Origin of the sequence: Cellulomonas sp. SG140 (assembly GCF_025770785.1) — a bacterium.
Taxonomy (GTDB): domain Bacteria; phylum Actinomycetota; class Actinomycetes; order Actinomycetales; family Cellulomonadaceae; genus Cellulomonas.
The window spans coordinates 27,041-45,773 of the sequence record NZ_JANZLA010000003.1 but is presented as its reverse complement, the minus strand read 5'-3'; the positions used below and the strand labels follow the sequence as shown (position 1 = coordinate 45,773).

The window sequence follows — 18,733 nt, the reverse complement described above, 5'->3', positions numbered from 1 at the left end:
TGGGGGACGGCGGCCTGACTGCGCCAGCGGGACGGAAGAACGAGGCTCCCGCTGAGCCCTTCGCAGACTCGTTCACCGACCGAGCGGTTGCGGGCCGCGCCGGCCCCGAATGAGTCGTCATCGCGGAGAGCGCCCGAATGCGTTGAGATTCATGCCTCAACGACCCGACCTCCGTACGAAGGCCAACCGAAGAATCGATGAGCAATCGATCAAGGAAACACGGACGCCAGCCTCAAGAACGGCCTGCGACTAGAGGCGGGAGGTGACTTCCTTCAGCAGCTGGTCCGGGGCGAGGAACATTGACGGATACTCCGCCGACCACACTTCCTTGCCTGCCGCGTTCACGAGCACGAACCCGTGGCCCGGCAGGCCGGCGTGCATGCCCTTTCCGAGAACGTCGTACTCCTTCGACACCTTGCCGTCGTCCAGGTAGAACGCCGACTTCACGCCGATGCGCGTGCGATCGGCGTTGATCTCATCGGCGGTGTTCATCACGATCGGCAGAACGGTGATGCCCTTGTCGGCGAACCCGGAGTCCTGCTCGATCTTCTGCATCTGCACCAGGCAGGCGTCGCAGCCGGCGCCCTCAGAGAAGTAGAGGACGACCGGCTTGCCGCGCAGCTCGGAGAGGGTGACGGAGGTGCCGTCGCTGGCCTTGAGTGTGAAGTCGGGTGCTACCCGGGTCGCGACGCTCTGCGTCGGGCGGGCGGACAGCAGGCCCGCGGTCACGAGGCCCGCGACGACGAGGACGCCGACGACCCAGGCCCCCAGCCGGATCTGCCGGTGTCGGCGGTCAGCGGCGGCCTTCTTCTTCTTGGCAGCGGCGACGATCTCTTCGCGGCGCAACTCGCGCTTGACGGCGGATCCTGACGTCATCGGGTGGTCCTGTTCTGCTCGACGCGGTGCTCGTGCGAGGCGCCTTCGGGCGCGGTGGTGTCGTCGTGGCAAGAGCTGCCGTGCTCGGCCGCCCGCACCTCGTCCTCGGAGGTCACCGACGGTGGGCCCGGGCGCCTGCGCCGGTCGGCGAGGGTGAACCAGACGAAGCCCGCGGCGACGGCAAGCAGCCCGAGCCCGACGACGGCCTCAGGTACTGGCCCGAGCCAGCCTTCGATGGAGAGGAACAGCCTGGTCAGACCGCGCGCTGCCGCGTCCTGGGCCGCCGTCCCGCCGGTCATGTTGCGGCTGTTCGCTAGGGCGATCACGAAACCGCCCATCACGGCGAACGCGACAGCCACCCCGATGTTGAGGGTGGTGGTGGCGAAGCGCCGGCCGGCAACGGTGAACCGGACGGTGCGCGTCCGCATCCACTTGCGCTCGCCGAGCCGGGCGCGGTCCCACAGCAGCGCCATGACGAACAGCGGGAAGACCATGCCGAACACGTAGGCCAGGCCCAACGCGAAGCCTCCGGCGACGGACCCGGACAGGACGGACAGCGTCATCACACCGGCAAGCACCGGTGCGCAGCACGAGGACGCGATGCCGGAGAACACGCCGAGGGCGAAGAAGCTCGCGCTGTCCCCCCGAGTCGTGTCGGGCGCGCGCAGTGCGGACGGCAGCGACCACATCCGGCCGGACAAGGCCAGGACGGCCAGGCCGAGCATGAGCAGGCCCCCGGCGTAGTACAGGGGCTGGTGGTACCGGGCGATCGCACCGGACAGCAGACTCGCCCCGAGGGTGAGCGGCACCATCACCAGTGCGAGTCCAGCGGTGAAGACGAAGGTCAGCGGCAGAAGCCGCCACCGGGCACTCTTCACCGCACCCGCGAGGTAGCTGGGCGCCAGGAAGACGATGCAGCACGGGGCGAACAGCGCCACCCCGCCTGCGAAGAACGCAGCGATCACGCTGCCGGTGGTCAGCAGCTCGCTACCCACGGGCCACCGCCTGATCGACCCCGGCCACTGCGCCGCGTGCGCGCAGCAGCGCGTCGAGCTTGCGGCGGGGCAACCGGCCCGCGCTGAAGAACTGCCCGTCCACTAGAACCAGCGGGTTGAGTGCCGGCCGGTGCTCGGCGACGAGCCGGGCACCCTCGGGCGACGTGATCTCCACCTCGCGGATGTCCAGCGGGTACTGGGTGGCCACCTCGGCGAGGTGCTCGGTCGCTTCCTCGCAGAAGTGGCACGCCGGCGCGGTCACCACGACCACGGGCAGTGCTGGCAAGGCGGTCAACGCAGCCTCCACGCGCAGCGCCGCACGTTGTCGCGACGCAGGACAGACCCGGCCGGTCGACTGGGCGGGTCAAGGTTCGCCTGGCTGTCCTGCAGCGAGCGTCAGGGTCCGATCAAGTTTCGATGAAGACGGAGCCCACGCCCCGGTCGACGATCGCTCGGAGATCCGGGCACCGGACAGAATGACGATGTGAACTCCGCATCGCCCATTCGTCGCGCGCTCATCGTCGACGACGAGCGTCCCTTGGCCGAGCTGGTCGCCGGCTATCTGCGGCGTGAGGGCTACGAGGTGCACCTCGCCTTCGACGGTCCGACGGGGGTGGACTCCGCACGTGAGGTCGACCCGGACGTGATCGTGCTCGACCTGGGGCTGCCCGGGCTTGATGGCGTCGAGGTGTGCCGGCAGGTGCGCACGTTCTCCGACTGCTACATCGTGATGCTCACCGCCCGCACAGACGAGGTCGACACTCTCATCGGCCTGTCGGTCGGCGCCGACGACTACGTGACCAAGCCGTTCCGCCCGCGCGAGCTCATCGCCCGGATCACGGCGATGCAGCGCCGGCCGCGCCGCACTGCCGGACCCGCATCCACCGCCGACGTGCGCCCGGCGGATGAGGCGGTACCTCCGATCATGGTGGGGCCGCTGCGGATGGACCTGGTCGGGCGCGAGGTCGAGCTCGAGGGAGAACCCGTCGGCCTGACGCGAACGGAGTTCGACGTGCTGGCTGCGCTGGCGCGACGGCCCTCGGCCGTGCTGACCCGACGCCAGCTGATCGAGGCCGTCTGGGGTGAGCGCTGGGTCGGCGACGAGCACCTCGTCGACGTGCACGTGCTGCACGTCCGCCAGAAGCTCGGCGACACCGCCGACGCCCAGCGCTTCGTGCGCACCGTGCGCGGAGTCGGCTACCGGATGGGCACCGGAGAGTGACCGACCGCCCGGCTCGAGACGTCAGCTCCCGGTCCGGGTTGGCGGCTCGTCTGCTGCTGGCGTTCGTCCTCGTGGTCGCCGTCGCCGGGATCACAGCCTGGCTGGTGGCCGGCCTCGCAGGCCCCGTGCTGTTCCACCAGCACCTCGTGGGCACCGGCGTCGCCGACCCGGCGGCCGTCACGCACGCCGAGGAGGCGTTCCGCTCCGCCAGCGCGCTCGCCCTGAGTCTCGCGCTCGCGGCGGGCCTCGCGACCTCGCTCGGCGTCGCCGCCCTGCTCGCCCGCCGGGTCGGCGCGTCCCTGCACGCCGTTTCCTCTGCGGCCGCACTGCTGGCCTCCGGACGGTTCGACGCGCGTGTCCCCGAACCGCGACTCGGTTCGGAGTTCGACGCCCTCGCGTCCTCGTTCAACTCCATGGCCGGTCGCCTCGCGGACAGCGAAGCGCTACGGCAACGCCTGCTGGGCGACGTCGCGCACGAGCTCCGCACTCCCGTGGCCACTCTCGGCGCCTACCTCGACGGCCTCGAGGACGGCGTGGTCGACCTCGACCCGCAGACCATCACCGTGCTCCGGGCGCAGGGCGCCCGGCTCACCAGGCTCGCCGACGACCTCGCCGCCGTCAGCCGCGCCGAAGCCCCCACGACCTCCCTGGCTCTGACGCCCACCCGCCCGTGCGACCTGCTGCAGCTGGCAGCGGACGCCGCGGCCGACCGCGCCGCAACAGCGGGAATCGCTCTCCGCGTGGAGTGCGGTCCGGACCTGCCGTCGGTGGCCGTCGACCATGAGCGCATGGGCCAGGTGCTGGGAAACCTGCTGGACAACGCCCTCCGGCACACCCCAGCCGGCGGCTACGTGACGCTCAGCGGACAGCAGCGACCTCACGGCGTGGTCCTCGCGGTCAGCGACACCGGGGCCGGTATCCCGGCCGAGCACCTTCCCCGCGTCTTCGAGCGGTTCTACCGCGTGGACACCGCGCGGTCGCGCACCGACGGCGGATCAGGGATCGGGCTCGCGATCGTGCGGGCACTGGTCGAGGCACACGGTGGACAGGTCGCCGCCTTCAGCGACGGGCCAGGACGGGGGACCCGGATGGAGATCAGCCTGCCCGCTGGCGAACGGACTCGCTGAGCGGACAACCCGTCGACCGCCGTATGGCGACGACATCACGACCGGCCGCGGCCGGTGCCGGCACGGCCGGCTCCCGGTTCGGCCCTGCGCGGCAACGACGGTTCGACTGGCGGGCGAACTCTCGTTGGCTGCTCCACGACCCTTTCCCTAGCGCGCCGAAGCGCCCGGGCGGCAGCGGCCCGCCCGGGCGCTTCGGCTGTCTGCGTGCCCGGGTCAGTGCGACCCGTGGTCGTGCGGGGCTGGGCTGGACGGGTCGTCGATCCGCTCACGGTCGGGACCGATCTGGTCGCGGCCGGTACCGTCCGTGGTCCCACCAGCAGCGTCACCGTGGCCACCATGACCGCCGTGCCCGTGGCCGCCGGCCATCATGAACACCATCATCAACGGGCATGCCAGGAGCACCGCGTACTGCGCGGCCTGGCGCCAGCTGACGCCAAACGCCATCAGGGCGACGAGGATGACCGCTCCCCCGATGATCATGTGCTTCGCGTGCGACTTCACGGTGTGCCCTTCGCTGCTGACCGGTCGTCGAGGGTGTCCCGCAGCTCCCGGTACTGCTCGGCGTCGAGCTCGCCGGCCGCGAGGCGCTGCTCCAGCACGGTCCGCGCGTCAAGGCGAGCCTGGCCGGGGAACAGTCGGCAGACCGCCCACACCGCAAGCCCGACCACGAGAACCCAGCCGGTCACCATCGCGACCCAGCTCCACCCCGACAAGGTGGTGCACCACGGAGCCATGCCCGACCTCCAGCCGTGCGAGCCGCTCGACGGGACGCCGGATGACGTCCCTGATCCCAGGGTCGCGGTCGTGCATCAACGCTGCCCTCAGGCCGGATCAAGAGTTGGTGAAGGCGAACCGATCGTGCCCTGCAGCGATCGCGATCAGGCCCCGAGCCGACCGAGCATCGCGCGCATCTCGTCCATCTCGGCCGTCTGCGACGTGGCGATGGTGCCCGACAGCTCCACGGCGTCGGCGTTCAGGCCTTCGGCTTGCTCGACCTTGGCCATCTCCAGCGCGCTCTGGTGGTGGGCGATCATCATGGTGAGGAACTGCCGGTCGAAGTCCTTGCCGTTGCGGCCCTTCAGGTCGGCCGTCACGGCGGTCTGGTCCATCCCCTCGACCTGCATGCCCGAGTGGGCCATCCCCGTCCCGTTCGCCCCATCCTGGCCGGAGGACGGTGCCTCGCCCCAGGCGGTCAACCACGCGGACATGCGCTCGATCTCCTGCCCCTGGGCGGCGACGATCCGCTTTCCGAACGCGCGCACCTCGTAGGTGACGGCGCGATCAGCCGCAAGCTGGGCCATCTGCACCGCACCCTGGTGGTGGACGATCATCATCTGCGCGAACTGGGTATCCGTGACGTTATGCGTCGTCGTGCTGGACGGGCTCGGCCCAGCAACCATCGTGGCTGCGGCCTCGCCTGACAGCTGGACTGTTGAGCTGCCGCTCGTGGACCCGCAGGCGGTGAGTGCAGCGACGACACCGAGGGCGGAGGCGAGCGCGGCCACCGCGCGAGGAAGGCGCCGGGGACGGCCGGTCGTCAGCTGAGACATCGGTGCCACGAGGCAACTCCTTGACGTAGGACTTAGGTCCTGTTCAGTCTCGGCGACCGCCGAGTCGACAAGCGGGCGCGAACGATGAAGATCCGCTCAAGGTTTGACCGCACGCTGGCTACTTGCCGAGGGCCTTCACGCCCGGCACGTACTCCCAGTGCCACGGTTCGAAGGCACCGGAGCCCCCTGGCCGCGCCCAGGACGGGTTGTCCCAGCCGAACTTCGGACCGTTGGCTCGAAGCCAGGCACCGGCCGCCCCTCCATAGGTGTTCGCACAGAAGTCGATCGCCAAGCCCCAGCCGTGGTTGCTGGTCCCCGCTGCCGCCGCGATCCCGGGCTCTGCCGCCCGAAGCCGGGCCTGCTCCTCGTAGGTCCGGTAACCGGACGTGAGGCACATCGGCCGACCGAACTTCGCTGTGAAGGCGTCGTTCATCGCGAACGCGGTCACCACCGCGTCGGCCCTGTCCTTGTACGGCTTCTGCCACAGATCGCACAGGTTGGCCGCGGTCAGCTGCCCGTTCGCCATAGGTCCCGACACGACACCGGAGCACTCTGCAGCGGCCTGTGCCTCGGCGGAGGTCGTGGCCATCGGCGTCGGTGCCGCCTGACTGTCCCGCAGGGCGCTGCGCGAGGCGTGCTCAAGGGAGCCGGCCGCCGGGGCCGTCAGGGCCGCCGGAGGTGTCAGGTCGACCGGGCCGGCGAGTGCTTCGACCGTTGTCGGTAGGTCGGAGGCGTGCCGCAGTCCCGCCGACGCCGAGGTAGCCACCCAGGCGGGTGCGACGACCATGGCGACGATCAGGAACCCTCGCGCGATCGTGCGCACCACACCGCCAGTCCGCGGCTTCGCCTTGGCGCGTGCCCTGAGCTGGCGGCGACTCACCGTCGAAGCAGAAGCAGCCTCGACACCCGCACGGCTGCCTTCTGACCGGCGGCGGCTGGCGAGCGAGACCGGCAACGAGGCCGCGCTCACGATGCGACTGCCGGCCGCCGATCGGCACGGCCCCGGCCCCCGCCCGGAGCGCGTCGTCGGGGGCGCGGGCGCTCGGAGGGGCAGGCGGGGGTCGGGGCACGCATCCCGCCATGGTGGTGGGGCTTGTCCGAAGTTCTTCTGGACGTTTGATCAAGACGTGATGAAGTCGACCCGAGCTCGTGACCTCAGCTGGTGCCGCATCGCAAGCGCGGAGAGCGCGCCGAGGCCCAGGACCCACGCGAGCGCGAGCAAGAGTGCGCCACCCCCGTCGAAGGACCGGGTCAGGCCCGCATCGACGGCAAGACGGACCGGTCCGTACCCCGGCAGCAGGCGCGCCCACGCCGCGGGTTCGGCACGCAGCATCGGGCTCTGCGCCAGACCGACGTCGAGGAAGGGCCCGAGGAAGGCGATGAACACTCCCGTCACACGCCCCAGCAGTGGCGCGGCCAGAGCACCGAGTGCGGCGTAGACCAGGGCCAGCAGTGTGTTCGCCAGGACGTAGGCGGGCCACTGCTGCGCGTCGAAGACGGTGGCGGTCACGGCGACGGTCACCGCTGTGACCCCAACCGAGGCAGCCGCCGCAACGAGCCCACGGGCACCGGCCAGCACACCGGGACGCAGGCCCGCCAGCACCAGTCGGCGGTCAGCGGGTCCGGAGTCGACCGACAGGAACACTCCCACGAGCGCTGCCAGCGAAGCGACGGCGATCGGCGCCATCGTGCCCGCGTGGATGTCCGCCGGGTCGAACACCCGAGTCAGGTGCACGCCCCGCTCCACGACGGCGACCGGCGTCGCACCCGGCGGCGTGATGGCGTCCGAGAGCAGCACGAAGACTGCTGGGACTACGACGAGCAGCACCCAGAGCACCGGGTTACGACGTAGCTCGCGCCACCCGATCCCGAGGGCTGCGCCGATCTGGTTGCTCGCGGAACCGGGGCGAGACACGGCCGTACGGCGACGGTGCGCACGTGTTCCGAGGGCGACGACCAGGCCTGTCACCAGCACGGAGCCGACCGCCCATCCGAGGGCCAGGCCAAGGTCCCCCGGTCGGCCTGAATGCCCAGAGGCGACCTTTGTTGTCCACAGGGACACGTAGTGCAAGGGCATAGCCCGTAGCGCCGGCGTCGCCGTGCCGCTGAGGTTGGGCCCGAAGAACACGTCCACGATCCAGATGAAGAGGATGAGAACGGTGCCGTTCACCGGGACTCGCACGAGCGTCCCGACCACCGCACCCACAACCAGATACGCCAACCCCGCCAAGAACGCGCCCAGCGCGACGCGAACGGGCTGGTCGACCCGTACCCGCAGGATCAGCGCCCCGAACGCGGCCGCGCTGCACACAGCGGCCAGCACGATCCCGACGAGCACTCGAGCGAGCGCCAGCTGCGCCGAAGACGCCCCGGCCAGCACCACCCGCCGGTCCGCGTCACGCGAGTCGTTGACCTGGAGGTACATCGCCATGCCGGTGATGAACGCGGCGGCCCAGCCCGCCGTCGCCACCTCGACCGCGGGTCCACCACCACGGCCACCCAGGAGCCGCGCCGCGTCGGCGAGGGTTGGCGCGGCCACGAGGACGAAGGTGACGGGCACGAGGACGAGGACGACGGCGGTGGTGCTGTTCCGGACGTGGTCGAGCACGAACCGGCGCAGCAGGACGCGGGTCATCTCGACACCGCGATCCCGTCGCGCACCTCGAGGATGCGATCGAACCGGTCCTCGTCCGACACGAAGTGGCTGATCAGCAAGGTTGTCCGGCCAGCGCTGCGGCGTTGCTCCACGATCTGCCAGAACTTCAGGTACGTGTCCCAGTCGAATCCCGCGTACGGCTCGTCGAGGAGCAGCACCGGCGGGTCGGCGAGCAGGGCGAGAGCGAGGTTGAGCTTGGCCGCGGTTCCGCCGGAGAGTCCCGCTGCCTGCATCGACGCGTAGCGCTGGAAGCCGAGCGTGTCGTAGAGAGACGCGCGGGCAGCCTCCATCTGTGGTGGCGTCATGCCGTAGGCGCGGCCGTAGACCTCGAAGTGCTCATCACAAGTCAACCGCTCGTACAGCTGCGGCTGCTGCGGGCAGTAGCCGAACCGCCCCGCCCACGTCACCGACCCGGCATCAGGTGCGAGTGCGCCCACGAGCACGCGCATCAGCGTGGACTTGCCCGACCCGTTCTCCCCGACCAGGCCCACGACCTCCCCGGCGGAGAGCGCCAGATCGACACCTCGCAGCACGTGGACCGACCGTCGTACAGGCCACATCCCTGCCCTATACGACTTCTGCACTCCCCAGGCCGCGAGCACCGGGCCGTCGCGCGACCCGCTGTGGGTACCCATCTCGATCGCCACTCCTTCCCTTCTCTCGAGTTCCTGTCCCTCGAGCGGGTCGCTCGGCTCAGCTGCGCACCAGCCGGGCGATCGCCGCCGACGCCTCCCGCAGCCGGGTGTCCTGCAGCTCGCCGCCGTGTCTCGCGGCTTCGACCAGGCAATGACTCATGTGGTCATCGAGGAGGCCGAGGGCGACCGCCTGCAACGCACGGGAGGCGGCCGACACCTGCGTGAGGATGTCGATGCAGTAGGCGTCGGCCTCCACCATCCCGGCGATCCCGCGCACCTGGCCCTCGATGCGCCGCAGCCGGCGCAGCTGCTCCTGTGCGACCTCGGCGTTCATGTCAGTCCCCCTTCGCCACCGGCGCGGCCACCTGCGTGGAGACAGCACGGAACCGGCGCAGCCGCAGGCTGTTGGTGACGACGAAGACCGAGGAGAACGCCATCGCCGCGCCCGCGATGAGCGGGTTCAGCACAGCGCCGATCGCGAGCGGGATCGCGGCGACGTTGTAGGCGAAGGCCCAGAACATGTTCCCCTTGATCGTCGCGAGAGTCCGGCGGGCCAGCCGCACCGCGTCGACGGCGGCGCGCAGGTCGCCGCGGACGGCAGTCAGGTCGCTCGCCTCGATTGCCACATCGGTCCCGGTACCCATCGCGATCCCGAGGTCTGACTGCGCGAGCGCTGCGGCGTCGTTGACACCGTCGCCGACCATCGCGACCACACGCCCCTGGGCCTGCAGGTCGCGGATGACCGCGACCTTGTCCTGCGGGAGCACCTGGGCGATGACGTCGACGATGCCCACCTCGGCCGCGATAGCCCGAGCTGCCCGCTCGTTGTCCCCGGTGAGCAGCACCGGGTGCAACCCGAGTCCCTTGAGCTCAGCGACCGCCTCGGCGCTCGTGGGCTTGACCGTGTCGGTCACCACCAGCAAGCCGCACACCCGTCCGTCCCAGGCGACAGCCACCACCGTCCGCCCGGCTTCCTCCGCCAGGTCCAGCTGGGCACGAAGCGCGTCGTCCATCGCCACCGACCACTCCGACGCAAGCCAGGCCGGCCGGCCGGCCGCCACCGCGTGGCCCGACACGATCCCGGAGACACCGAGGCCCTGCGTGCTGACGAAGTCCGTCACCGCAGGCAGGACGGTGTTGCGCGCACGCGCACCGGCGGCGATCGCGGCGCCGATCGGGTGCTCGGACGCATCCTCGAGCGCACCGGCGAGCGACACCAGCTCGTCCTCCTCGACCCCGGCCGCCGGCACCGCCGCGACCAGGACCATCCGGCCGGTGGTGATCGTCCCGGTCTTGTCCAGGACGACCGTGTCGACCCGTCGGGTCGACTCCAGCACCTGCGGGCCCTTGATCAGGATGCCGAGCTGGGCGCCGCGACCCGTCCCGACCATGAGGGCGGTGGGGGTGGCCAGACCGAGCGCGCACGGGCAGGCGATGATCAGCACGGCCACCGCCGCGGTGAACGCCAGCTCCACGCCGCCGCCGACCCCGATCCAGAACCCCAGCGTGGCGACCGCGAGGGTGATGACCACCGGGACGAACACCCCGGAGATGCGGTCCGCCAGCCGTTGCACCGGTGCCTTGCCGCTCTGCGCCTCTTCCACCAGTCGTGCCATCTGCGCGAGCTGGGTGTCGGCACCGATCCGGGTCGCGCGGACCACGAGCCGGCCGCCGGCGTTGACGGTGGCACCGACCACCTCATCACCGGGCCCGACCTCGACCGGGACCGGTTCACCAGTCAGCATCGACGCGTCCACCGCCGAGGCGCCGTCGGTCACGATCCCGTCGGTCGCCACCTTCTCCCCCGGTCGCACCACGAACAGATCACCGACCACCAGCTGCTCGACCGGGATCCGCTCCTCGACCCCGTCGCGGAGCACGGCCACGTCACGGGCACCCATCGCCAGCAGGGCACGAAGTGCCGCGCCCGACTGCCGCTTGGCTCGGGCCTCGAAGTACCGGCCGAGAAGGATGAAGACGGTCACCACCGAGGCGACCTCGAGGTAGATCTCGTTCGAGCCGCCCCCGCGTCGGGGGATCAGGCTGAAGCCCATCCGCATGCCCGGGTCGCCCGCCGAACCGAAGAACAGCGCGTACAACGACCACAGGAGCGCAGCCAGCACACCGACGCTGATCAGGGTGTCCATCGTGGCGGCGCCGTGACGCAGGTTCTTCCACGCCCCGCGGTGGAACGGCCACCCGCCCCACACCACCACCGGTGCGGCCAGCGTCAGGGAGAGCCACTGCCAGTGGTCGAACTGCAACGGCTCGACCGTGGCGAGGACCAGCACCGGTGCGGCCAGCACGGCGCTGATGACGAGCCGGCGGAACAGGGGATCGGGCTCGCGCTGCGCCGACGCATCCGTGTCTTCCGCTGCCGTGGGCGCCTCGGGGACCGGCGCGGGATCGTGGAGTCGCGCCGAGTAGCCAGTCTCCTCGACCGCGGCGATGGCCTGCTCCACGCTCGTGCCCTCGGGCAGCTCGACGGTTGCTCGCTCCGTGGCGAAGTTCACGCTCGCCTGTACCCCGTCGAGGCGGTTGAGCCGCTTCTCGATCCGGGCCGCGCACGAGGTGCACGTCATGCCCTCGATCTCCAGCTGAACCGCCGTGCTCACAGCGCCACCTCCACGTTCGTCGTCTGCCTTGCCGCGGCGCTGGTGGTCGAGCCGGCTGCGTGCACATCGGGAGCGGAGCGCAGCGGGCCGACCGCAGCGCCGATCCCGAGGCCGGCGAGCAGCGCGAGCACCAGCACCAGGGCGAAGACCGCCAGTCGGCCCGCGTCGCTCATGACAGCGCGCCGGTCAGCTCGTAGCCGGCCTCCGCGACCGCGGCGGCGACCCGGGTCGTCTCCAGCGGTGCCGCCGAGCTCACCGTGAGGGTCGAGACGCCGTCCGGCACCAGCTCGATCTCCACCGCGGTGACGCCCTCCAACCGGCCCACCTCGCGGGACACCGACCCGACGCAGTGCCCGCACGTCATCCCCTGCACCTGGTACGTCGTCGTGCTCATCGCTTCGCCCTTCGCCCTTCTTCTCCAGTCCGACCGGCAGTCGGACCTGCACGTCTTCCGGTATACCCCTCCCCCGTATCGGTATCTAGGCGGTGTACCGGATCTTCATCGAACGTTGATCGGACGGCAGCCGGACCGGAGGGGATCGGCCGTCACCGTGGTCGTCGGGCGCCTCAGCGCGCCATCAGCCGACGCCGCGGCGTCGGGTCCAGGAGGGAGATACCCGTGCTACCGGTGCTGTTCTCGATCGGCAGCTTCCACGTGCAGAGCTACGGCGTCAGCAAGGCGGCCGCCGCACTCGTGGCGATGTGGCTGCTCGGGCGCGCGTTCATCCGGCGCGGACTGCCCAAGGACTCCGCTACCTCGCTCGTCCTGTGGGCCACGATCTGGGGGTTCGTCGGCGCGAAGATCTACTACGTCTTCGAGCACCTGTCCGACTTCAGCCTGCACCACCTGGGGGGCATGGGCTTCACCTGGTACGGCGGTCTCATCGGCGGCATCATCGCCGGGCTGGTGATCATCCGGCGGCACGGGCTCCCCATGGCAGAGGTGGTCGGAGCTGCGGCCGCACCGCTCGCCCTGGCCTACGGGATCGGCCGAATCGGCTGCTTCCTGTCCGGCGACGGCACCTACGGCACGCCCACCACCCTGCCCTGGGGTGTGACCTTCACCAACGGCATCGTGCCGACCACGGTCCCGGTGCACCCGACGCCGCTGTACGAGTCGGTGGCGGCCGTTCTCATCACCGTCCTCCTCTGGCGGCTCGAGCGGCGCCTGGCGCCCGTCGGGGTCTTCGGTGCCTACCTGGTCCTCTCGGGGATCTCCCGGTTCCTCGTGGAGTTCCTGCGGATCAACACGCCGGTGCTCGGCGGTCTGACCCAGCCCCAGCTGTGGGCGCTCGTCGGCGTCGGCGTCGGCGGTGTGCTCATCGCACGGGCAGGTCGTCGCCAGGACGCGGGGCCGATGCAGACGTCGGCGCCGGCGGACGCAGACCCCGACCGAACGGTCGCGATCCGATGACCACCACGGGCACCGCCCCGAGGGACAGAGCAGCTAGACCTACCACCCTGCGCGGGCGGCTCGCCACAGCCGCGACCGGCACCGTCGGCGCCGTCGTCGGCCTGGCTCCGCACGTCCTGCACCACATCGGACCGCTCCTGGGGGTGGCGCTCGTCGCGGGCACAGGAGGGACCATCCTGTTCGGCCTGCTCGGCCTGGCCGCCTCGGTCCCGATGCTGCTACGCCTGCATCGTCGGTTCCACACCTGGCGCGCACCGGCGCTGGCACTGGCCCTGTTCGGGGCGGCTTTCGCCGTCTCGACGTTGGTGATCGGCCCGATGATCAGCGGATCACGGTCCCCCGGGGTCGGCCCGGCCCCAGCACCTGCCGTTTCTGAGCCGGCCGGTCACGCCTCGCACCACGGCTGAGCCCGGGCGCGACAGACGCCCCCTAGCGTCGGCGACCAGTCTTGGACGGGCCGCGCGGAGTCCCTTCGCGCTCGTCGTCCTGGTCCCCGCTCTCAAGCGGGCCGTCCGACAGGCCGCCGCTGCCACCGACGATCTTGATCGGAACTTCATCGACCCACCGGGAAGTACGCGCCGGACGTCCGAGAGACTCGATGGGACCAAAGTCCCAATCGAAGGGGTCGTCACGTGCGTCCACCATCCCGGTTCCGTCGCCGCGCCACCGCAGTCCTCGGAGCTGTCGCACTCGCCGCGTCCATCGCCGCCTGCAGTCAGGATGTGAGCACCCCACGGGCCGGTACGACGACGAGTGCGTCGGCTACCTCCCCCACGCAGCACAACGACGCTGACACCCAGTTCGCGCAGATGATGATCGTCCACCATCAGGGCGCCATCGAGATGGGCAAGCTGGCCACTTCGAAGGGTTCGACACCCGACGTGCGAGCCCTGGGACAGCGGATCGTGGCAGCGCAGGGCCCGGAGATCGAGCTGATGTCCGGCTGGCTGGCCCAGTGGGGCGCGCCGATGCCCGCGGTCTCGGACCACAGTGCGATGCCCGGGATGGAGGTCGGCGGGATGTCCCAGTCGAGCGCGACCGACCAGCTCGCGGGGAGCAGCGGGACGGCCTTCGACCGGCAGTTCCTGACCCTGATGATCAGCCACCACGAGGGTGCGTTGCAGATGGCCGCCAGCGAGCAGGCACAAGGTCAGAACGCAGACGCCCGCAAGCTCGCGGCAGTGATCACCACGTCACAGACCGCCGAGATCGAGCAGATGCGCGCCATGCTCGCCACGCTCGGGACGGCCTGAGGGTGCCCTGTCCGCGCACAGGCCGCCGCGCCAGCCGGCGCAGCCCCGTGCGCGGTACGGCGTGGGCCTCGCGGTACCCGACGGCGGTGCGACCACAGCGGGCCTACGGCTGTGGCCTCGTCCGCGGAGTCGCTCGGGCGCCGTGGCCCGTGGCGATCGTGGCGGCCAGTAGGTGCGCCGGACCGACGTGCGGTGCCCTCAGGCTGGTGCCGACCGTCAACGCGAAGCCGGCGCTCTCGACCGCCGACCGAACGGCGACGGCATCGACTCCCCTCTCGCTGACGAGGACCAGCCGGGTCGCCCCTCCGACCGTGAGGTCGGCTGCCGCCTGCTCGACGGCGTCGAGCGATCGGACCTGTTCGAGCAGCTCGGCCAGGCACGTCGCGCATGTCAGGCCCGTTACTGCGAAGTGCGTGACCACCATCAGGACCTCCCTGTCCCGCACGGTGTGCCGGACACGCTTCCACGCTACGGCGGTAGGGCGCTGGCTCCGTTGCGGGCGGATCAAGGTTCGATGCAGGTCACAGCCCGAGGTACGGCGCCGGATCGGTGGTCGCACCGTTGAGGTACACCTGGAAGTCCAGGTGGCATCCGGTCGAGACACCGCCCGTCATACCGGCGTAGCCGAGCAGCTGGCCCGCCTTCACGGCCTGACCGGCGGACACCGCGAAGGTGTTGAGGTGGTTGTACGCCGTCATCAACGATGCGCCGTTGACCCAGCCGTGGTCCACCACGACCCGGTTGCCGTCGCCGTAGATGGTCTGCAGCTTCAGCACCGTGCCATCCCGGCCGGCGTACACCGGCTGGTTGCAGCGGTCCTCGAGGTCGATGCCCGCGTGCAATCGCCAGATCTTCAAGACCGGCTGCAGACGCATCCCGTAGGGCGAGGTGACCACGATCGGGCTGTTCGCGGTCGGGTTGACGAACCACGCTCCCGCGCTCGCAGGGGCAGGCGGCCGCGGGCTCGTCGGACGGCTCGACGCCGCCAGCGCCGCCTGCTGCGCGACGATGCTGGCGAGCTCCTTGCCCAGCTGCGCCTGGGCAGCGTCGACCTGCGCCTGCTCCGCCTTCGCCTGCTCGATCCGGCCCTCGACGGCCGACTGCTGAGCGGCCTGCACCGCGACGAGCCGGTCCAGCTCGGCCTTCGCGGATCCGGCCTCAGTGGCGGCCTGGTCCGCCACGAGCACGGTCTGGTCGGCGTCTGCCTTCAGCCCGTCGATCCGGGTGCGCACGGCTGCCAGCCGCACCTGCGCGTTGCGGTCCTCAGCAGACGCAGACTGCAGCTGGTCGAGTACCTGTTGCTGCGTTCGCTGCGCCGCAGAGGCGAGGGCGAAGCGGTTCACGAAGTCCTGGGAGTCATTTGCGTCCAGGACCGCAGAGAGCGCGGACGCATCGGCGGCCGCACCGGTCTGGTAGGCCCGCCGAGCCATCGTGCCGATAGCCGCCCGAACCTCCGACGCGCGCGCGGTCGTGGAGGCGGCGTCGACGGAGAGCGTTCGTTCCTGGGCGCGTGCGTCGGCCAGCTCCGCACCGACTCGTTCGGACTCGCGCTGGGCGGCCGCCAGGGCCGCATTCGCGTCGTCCACCTTCTGCTGGGCCGCAGGAAGCTGCGCCTGCGTCGTCTGCACGGCCGCCACGGCGTCGGCCAGGTCCGCCGACAGATCTTCCAGCGACGCGTCCAGCTGAGCCCGTGTCGCCTTGTTCGCCTCGATCTGGGCCTGCGTCTGCTTCCGCCGGTTCGACAGATCGTCCGCGGTGGCCGGAGTCGTCTGTCCCGCGATCAGCACGAAGGCGACGGACAGCGTTGCCGCCAGGCCGGAGCGAGTCCACCCGATGGCACGACGCCGACGCGAGCGACTGACGTCGCTGAGGGGACCGACTGCGACGGGGCTGACGGCCATGGTCACCGCACCCGGCTACACAGCCGCGGCGTAGGCCGCAGGGTCGGCATCGAACAGGTCGACGCAGTGCGGGCAGCAGAAGTAGTACCGCCGTCCGTCGACATCGCGGACGCGACCGTCGCGCTCCGCTTCCGAGCGGACCGTCAGGTTGCCCCGAACCGCGCAGACAACAAGCTCCTCGCCGGGGCCCGCGACCGCATCGCGACGGTGAGCGTGCCCATGCCCTTGACCGCACCCACCGTGCCCTGCCGCGTGATGGTCACACATGCTCTCTCCTTCGCCCCGGTTTGCTCGTGTGGCTCACCGTTCGCACCGACCGCTGTTTGACCCCGAATGGCTCTCGCGTGCGGGCGGACGCGACGCCGCCGCTCGCATCGCCAAAATAGGGCGATCAGATCGCCCGGAACGCTCGCCGAGCACGACGCAAGTGAATATGAACTGAACATTCATGTGATCTTGACCGAGGGGCGAGGCACGGCAGTGCCCACTGGTAGGGGGCGACGTCCGGACGCTCAACGGCAGCGGGCGCTCGTCGCCTGCCGAGGCCTCGCAGCCTGGGACGGACGAGCAGAGGAAATCGCCTTCCAGTCAGCAGGAATACAGTGACCAATACCCCGGGCCGGCGACGTGCGCGCAATTCACGCACGAGCACGGGGCGGTGCGAGGAGGTCGACGTGGCCAGGCGTGTGCTGGTGGTGGACGACGAGGCGGGCATCCGCCGGGTGCTGCGCGCCTACCTCGAGGCGGACGGGTTCACCGTGGTCGAGGCCGGGACGGGGTCCGACGCGCTCGCCGAGCTGCGCCGGGACCGGCCCGACGTGGTGCTGCTGGACGTGATGCTGCCCGACGTCGACGGACTCGAGGTGCTGCGGCGCATCCGTGCCACCTCGGGCGTCGGCGTGGTGCTGGTGACCGCCCGCGCCGAGGAGGCGGACACGCTGGTCGGGCTGGCGGTCGGTGCCGACGACTACGTCACCAAGCCGTTCAGCCCCCGCGAGGTGGTGGCCCGAGTCAAGGCCGTCCTGCGGCGGGCGCGGGACGACGAGCCGGACGCGGAGCGCCTCCGCTTCGACCGCCTCACCGTGGACCTCGCGGCCCGCGAGGTGACCGTGGACGACCGTCCCGTGACGCCGTCGGCCCTCGAGTTCGACCTGCTCGGCGCGCTGGCCCGCTCCCCCGGCCGCGTCTTCTCCCGTCGGCAGCTGCTCGAACGGGTGTGGGGTGACGACTTCTACGGCGACGAGAGGGTGGTCGACGTGCACGTGCGCAGCCTGCGGCGACTGCTGGCCGACGACGCCAGCGCACCACGGTTCATCGCCACCGTGCGTGGCGTCGGGTACAAGTTCGTCGGGAGGCCGTCATGAGCCGTCTGTCCACCCGCGCCCTCGTCAGCCACACGCTCGTGGCGATCACGGGGGCCGCGACCGCCTACCTGGTCACCCGGACCCTGACGCCGCACTTCTACGACTCGCGCATGGCCGCGATGATGGCCGGCCAGATGATGCCCTTCGGGGAACAGCTGACCCGCACCTACGCCGTCAGCGCCGCCAACCGCGGCCTGGCGATCGGCGTGCTCGTCGCGCTCGCGGTGGCGATCGCCGCGGGTGCCTGGTCGTCGTGGCGGCTGCTGCGCCCGCTCGGGGACCTGTCCGCGGCCGCGCACCGCATCGCCGCCGGTCGTTACGACCAACCGGTCCCACCGCCCCGCGAGGCCGAGCTGGCACGCGTCGCCAACGACGTCAACGCCCTGGCGGCACGGCTGGCCGAGACGGAGGCCCGCCGCATGCGGCTGCTCGGTGAGGTCGCGCACGAGATGCGCACGCCGCTGACGGTGCTGGACGGGTACGTCGAGGGACTGCAGGACGGCGTGTTCAGCCCCGAACCGGAGCTGTACGCCGAGCTGTCCGGCGAGCTGCAGCGACTACGCCGGCTCTCGGAGGACCTCGGGGCACTGTCCCGCGCCGAGGAAGGACGGCTCGGACTACGCCTCGACCGCGTGGACGCGGCGGCGATCGCCATCACGGCAGCCGAACGGCTGCGCCCGCAGCTGCACGACGCCGGCCTGGAACTGAAGATCGAGGACGTCAACGGCCCAATGCTGGTCGAAGGAGACCCCGACCGCATCGCCCAGGTGGTCACCAACCTGGTCGGCAACGCCCTCGCGGCGACAGAGCCCGGAGGACACGTCAGCGTGATGTGCCGGCGGACCGCCACCAACGCCGTCATCGAGGTCACGGACACCGGCATCGGCCTCAGCCCGGCGGACGCCGAGAGGGTCTTCGAGCGGTTCTACCGCGTCCCCCGTGCCGCGAGCGGCCCGACGGCCGCCGGCAGCGGCATCGGGCTCACCATCGCACGGGGCATCGCCCACGCCCACGGCGGGACGCTCGACGCGACATCTCCCGGTCCGGGCGCCGGCTCCACCTTCTGCTTGCAGATCCCGCTCGCCGAGCCCTGACCGCCGACATCAAGACTCCGGCAAGCAACGG

22 protein-coding genes are annotated in these 18,733 nt (G+C 70.9%); 7 read left to right on the top strand and 15 right to left on the bottom strand.

Annotated elements, in window-relative coordinates:
* Nucleotides 1-249: 249 nt before the first annotated feature.
* From N0B34_RS06640 to N0B34_RS06630, 3 genes are read right to left on the bottom strand one after another with little or no spacing between them, the layout of a single operon-like run.
* Nucleotides 250-876 (bottom strand): peroxiredoxin family protein, encoded by a 627-nt coding sequence (locus tag N0B34_RS06640; protein ID WP_263730553.1) that lies wholly within the window; start codon nt 874-876, stop codon nt 250-252.
* Nucleotides 873-1,871: a cytochrome c biogenesis CcdA family protein gene (locus N0B34_RS06635; RefSeq protein ID WP_263730552.1), complete on the bottom strand. Its 999-nt coding sequence runs from the start codon at nt 1,869-1,871 to the stop codon at nt 873-875. The genes N0B34_RS06640 and N0B34_RS06635 overlap by 4 nt, the downstream gene beginning before the upstream one ends.
* Nucleotides 1,864-2,166: a glutaredoxin family protein gene (locus tag N0B34_RS06630; RefSeq protein WP_263730551.1), complete on the bottom strand. Its 303-nt coding sequence runs from the start codon at nt 2,164-2,166 to the stop codon at nt 1,864-1,866. Before N0B34_RS06630 ends, N0B34_RS06635 begins: the two co-directional genes overlap by 8 nt.
* Before the next feature lie 189 nt (nt 2,167-2,355).
* Between N0B34_RS06630 and N0B34_RS06625 the strand changes: the two genes are divergently transcribed.
* Together N0B34_RS06625 and N0B34_RS06620 are read left to right on the top strand one after the other, a co-directional pair.
* Entirely contained in the window at nt 2,356-3,093 is a 738-nt protein-coding gene (locus N0B34_RS06625; RefSeq protein ID WP_263730550.1) for a response regulator transcription factor, read from the top strand.
* Nucleotides 3,090-4,220: a sensor histidine kinase gene (locus N0B34_RS06620; RefSeq protein ID WP_263730549.1), complete on the top strand. Its 1,131-nt coding sequence runs from the start codon at nt 3,090-3,092 to the stop codon at nt 4,218-4,220. The genes N0B34_RS06625 and N0B34_RS06620 overlap by 4 nt, the downstream gene beginning before the upstream one ends.
* Nucleotides 4,221-4,433: 213 nt before the next feature.
* Here the strand turns inward: N0B34_RS06620 and N0B34_RS06615 are convergent, their stop codons facing one another.
* The 10 genes from N0B34_RS06615 to N0B34_RS06570 form a co-directional block, all read right to left on the bottom strand.
* Entirely contained in the window at nt 4,434-4,721 is a 288-nt protein-coding gene (locus tag N0B34_RS06615; RefSeq protein ID WP_263730548.1) for a DUF2933 domain-containing protein, read from the bottom strand.
* Nucleotides 4,718-4,954, bottom strand: coding sequence for an SHOCT domain-containing protein (locus tag N0B34_RS06610; protein ID WP_263730547.1), 237 nt, complete (start codon nt 4,952-4,954; stop codon nt 4,718-4,720). Before N0B34_RS06610 ends, N0B34_RS06615 begins: the two co-directional genes overlap by 4 nt.
* Before the next feature lie 144 nt (nt 4,955-5,098).
* Nucleotides 5,099-5,725, bottom strand: a complete 627-nt coding sequence (locus tag N0B34_RS06605) for a DUF305 domain-containing protein (protein ID WP_263730546.1) — start codon at nt 5,723-5,725, stop codon at nt 5,099-5,101.
* A gap of 163 nt (nt 5,726-5,888) precedes the next feature.
* A complete protein-coding gene (locus tag N0B34_RS06600; RefSeq protein ID WP_263730545.1) occupies nt 5,889-6,650 on the bottom strand; it encodes a D-alanyl-D-alanine carboxypeptidase family protein in 762 nt (253 codons plus the stop codon).
* Nucleotides 6,651-6,890: 240 nt separating this feature from the next.
* The gene (locus tag N0B34_RS06595; protein WP_263730544.1) at nt 6,891-8,405 is read right to left on the bottom strand and encodes an ABC transporter permease; all 1,515 of its coding nucleotides are present in this window, start codon (nt 8,403-8,405) and stop codon (nt 6,891-6,893) included.
* Complete coding sequence (locus tag N0B34_RS06590) at nt 8,402-8,959, bottom strand: ATP-binding cassette domain-containing protein (RefSeq protein ID WP_263730543.1); 558 nt, start codon at nt 8,957-8,959, stop codon at nt 8,402-8,404. Before N0B34_RS06590 ends, N0B34_RS06595 begins: the two co-directional genes overlap by 4 nt.
* Before the next feature lie 160 nt (nt 8,960-9,119).
* On the bottom strand, nt 9,120-9,395 hold the full coding sequence (locus N0B34_RS06585) for a metal-sensitive transcriptional regulator (protein ID WP_263730542.1): 276 nt from the start codon (nt 9,393-9,395) through the stop codon (nt 9,120-9,122).
* A 1-nt stretch (nt 9,396) separates the two neighbouring features.
* Complete coding sequence (locus N0B34_RS06580) at nt 9,397-11,676, bottom strand: heavy metal translocating P-type ATPase (protein ID WP_412175706.1); 2,280 nt, start codon at nt 11,674-11,676, stop codon at nt 9,397-9,399.
* Complete coding sequence (locus N0B34_RS06575) at nt 11,673-11,849, bottom strand: hypothetical protein (protein ID WP_263730541.1); 177 nt, start codon at nt 11,847-11,849, stop codon at nt 11,673-11,675. Before N0B34_RS06575 ends, N0B34_RS06580 begins: the two co-directional genes overlap by 4 nt.
* Entirely contained in the window at nt 11,846-12,070 is a 225-nt protein-coding gene (locus N0B34_RS06570) for a heavy-metal-associated domain-containing protein (RefSeq protein WP_263730540.1), read from the bottom strand. The genes N0B34_RS06575 and N0B34_RS06570 overlap by 4 nt, the downstream gene beginning before the upstream one ends.
* Before the next feature lie 225 nt (nt 12,071-12,295).
* Between N0B34_RS06570 and N0B34_RS06565 the strand changes: the two genes are divergently transcribed.
* The 3 genes from N0B34_RS06565 to N0B34_RS06555 all read left to right on the top strand — a co-directional run bounded on the left by N0B34_RS06565 (nt 12,296) and on the right by N0B34_RS06555 (nt 14,343).
* Nucleotides 12,296-13,090, top strand: coding sequence for a prolipoprotein diacylglyceryl transferase (locus tag N0B34_RS06565; RefSeq protein ID WP_263730539.1), 795 nt, complete (start codon nt 12,296-12,298; stop codon nt 13,088-13,090).
* Nucleotides 13,087-13,497, top strand: a complete 411-nt coding sequence (locus N0B34_RS06560; RefSeq protein ID WP_263730538.1) for a hypothetical protein — start codon at nt 13,087-13,089, stop codon at nt 13,495-13,497. Before N0B34_RS06565 ends, N0B34_RS06560 begins: the two co-directional genes overlap by 4 nt.
* Nucleotides 13,498-13,812: 315 nt before the next feature.
* The gene (locus tag N0B34_RS06555; protein WP_263730537.1) at nt 13,813-14,343 is read left to right on the top strand and encodes a DUF305 domain-containing protein; all 531 of its coding nucleotides are present in this window, start codon (nt 13,813-13,815) and stop codon (nt 14,341-14,343) included.
* A gap of 521 nt (nt 14,344-14,864) precedes the next feature.
* Here the strand turns inward: N0B34_RS06555 and N0B34_RS06550 are convergent.
* Entirely contained in the window at nt 14,865-16,130 is a 1,266-nt protein-coding gene (locus tag N0B34_RS06550; protein ID WP_263730536.1) for a M23 family metallopeptidase, read from the bottom strand.
* 129 nt (nt 16,131-16,259) lie between these two features.
* Nucleotides 16,260-16,511: a YHS domain-containing protein gene (locus N0B34_RS18095; protein ID WP_412175705.1), complete on the bottom strand. Its 252-nt coding sequence runs from the start codon at nt 16,509-16,511 to the stop codon at nt 16,260-16,262.
* 407 nt (nt 16,512-16,918) lie between these two features.
* On the opposite strand from N0B34_RS18095, the gene N0B34_RS06545 reads away from it, so the two are divergent.
* Nucleotides 16,919-17,608 (top strand): response regulator transcription factor, encoded by a 690-nt coding sequence (locus N0B34_RS06545; protein ID WP_263730535.1) that lies wholly within the window; start codon nt 16,919-16,921, stop codon nt 17,606-17,608.
* Complete coding sequence (locus N0B34_RS06540) at nt 17,605-18,702, top strand: sensor histidine kinase (protein ID WP_263730534.1); 1,098 nt, start codon at nt 17,605-17,607, stop codon at nt 18,700-18,702. The genes N0B34_RS06545 and N0B34_RS06540 overlap by 4 nt, the downstream gene beginning before the upstream one ends.
* Nucleotides 18,703-18,733: the final 31 nt, after the last annotated feature.

Excerpts from the sequence above, each read along its gene's own strand:
- N0B34_RS06640 (WP_263730553.1), bottom strand. The coding sequence starts at position 876 with ATGACGTCAGGATCCGCCGTCAAGCGCGAGTTGCGCCGCGAAGAGATC.
- N0B34_RS06610 (WP_263730547.1), bottom strand. The coding sequence starts at position 4,954 with ATGGCTCCGTGGTGCACCACCTTGTCGGGGTGGAGCTGGGTCGCGATG.
- N0B34_RS06595 (WP_263730544.1), bottom strand. The coding sequence starts at position 8,405 with ATGACCCGCGTCCTGCTGCGCCGGTTCGTGCTCGACCACGTCCGGAAC.
- N0B34_RS06585 (WP_263730542.1), bottom strand. The coding sequence starts at position 9,395 with ATGAACGCCGAGGTCGCACAGGAGCAGCTGCGCCGGCTGCGGCGCATC.
- N0B34_RS06575 (WP_263730541.1), bottom strand. The coding sequence starts at position 11,849 with ATGAGCGACGCGGGCCGACTGGCGGTCTTCGCCCTGGTGCTGGTGCTC.
- N0B34_RS06570 (WP_263730540.1), bottom strand. The coding sequence starts at position 12,070 with ATGAGCACGACGACGTACCAGGTGCAGGGGATGACGTGCGGGCACTGC.
- N0B34_RS06560 (WP_263730538.1), top strand. The coding sequence starts at position 13,087 with ATGACCACCACGGGCACCGCCCCGAGGGACAGAGCAGCTAGACCTACC.
- N0B34_RS18095 (WP_412175705.1), bottom strand. The coding sequence starts at position 16,511 with ATGTGTGACCATCACGCGGCAGGGCACGGTGGGTGCGGTCAAGGGCAT.
- N0B34_RS06540 (WP_263730534.1), top strand. The coding sequence starts at position 17,605 with ATGAGCCGTCTGTCCACCCGCGCCCTCGTCAGCCACACGCTCGTGGCG.